General features: G+C 49.8%; 1 rRNA gene. It reads left to right on the forward strand.

Annotated elements, in window-relative coordinates:
• Window positions 1-25 precede the first annotated feature (25 nt).
• Window positions 26-1,277: ribosomal RNA gene (locus tag POF52_RS30905) — 23S ribosomal RNA — on the forward strand; the annotation flags it as partial.

A 1,277-nucleotide genomic window follows, 5' to 3' on the forward strand; every position in this document is an offset into this window, starting at 1 on the left:
TATGTTGTACCATTTATTCGCTAATGGTTAAGTTAGAAAGGGCGCACGGTGAATGCCTTGGCACTAGGAGCCGATGAAGGACGGGACTAACACCGATATGCTTCGGGGAGCTGTAAGTGAGCTTTGATCCGGAGATTTCCGAATGGGGAAACCCACTGTTCGTAATGGAACAGTATCTTTATCTGAATACATAGGATATTGAAGGCAGACCCGGGGAACTGAAACATCTAAGTACCCGGAGGAAGAGAAAGCAAATGCGATTTCCTGAGTAGCGGCGAGCGAAACGGAATTAGCCCAAACCAAGAGGCTTGCCTCTTGGGGTTGTAGGACACTCTATACGGAGTTACAAAGGAACGAAGTAAATGAAGCGACCTGGAAAGGTCCGTCGAAGAAGGTAACAACCCTGTAGTTGAAACTTCGTTCCCTCTTGAGTGGATCCTGAGTACGGCGGAACACGTGAAATTCCGTCGGAAGCTGGGAGGACCATCTCCCAAGGCTAAATACTACCTAGTGACCGATAGTGAACCAGTACCGTGAGGGAAAGGTGAAAAGCACCCCGGAAGGGGAGTGAAAGAGATCCTGAAACCGTGTGCCTACAAGTAGTCAGAGCCCGTTAACGGGTGATGGCGTGCCTTTTGTAGAATGAACCGGCGAGTTACGATCCCATGCAAGGTTAAGCTGATAAGGCGGAGCCGTAGCGAAAGCGAGTCTGAATAGGGCGTTTAGTATGTGGTTGTAGACCCGAAACCAGGTGATCTACCCATGTCCAGGGTGAAGTTCAGGTAACACTGAATGGAGGCCCGAACCCACGCACGTTGAAAAGTGCGGGGATGAGGTGTGGGTAGCGGAGAAATTCCAATCGAACCTGGAGATAGCTGGTTCTCTCCGAAATAGCTTTAGGGCTAGCCTCATGTTGTGAGAGTCTTGGAGGTAGAGCACTGATTGGACTAGGGGCCCCCAACGGGTTACCGAATTCAGTCAAACTCCGAATGCCAAAGACTTATCCATGGGAGTCAGACTGCGAGTGATAAGATCCGTAGTCAAAAGGGAAACAGCCCAGACCACCAGCTAAGGTCCCCAAGTATACGTTAAGTGGAAAAGGATGTGGAGTTGCTTAGACAACCAGGATGTTGGCTTAGAAGCAGCCACCATTTAAAGAGTGCGTAATAGCTCACTGGTCGAGTGACTCTGCGCCGAAAATGTACCGGGGCTAAACGTATCACCGAAGCTGTGGATTGACATCTTTGATGTCAGTGGTAGGAGAGCGTTCTAAGTGC

This window comes from Priestia sp. AB (assembly GCF_028369225.1).
GTDB classification, from domain to species: domain Bacteria; phylum Bacillota; class Bacilli; order Bacillales; family Bacillaceae_H; genus Priestia; species Priestia megaterium.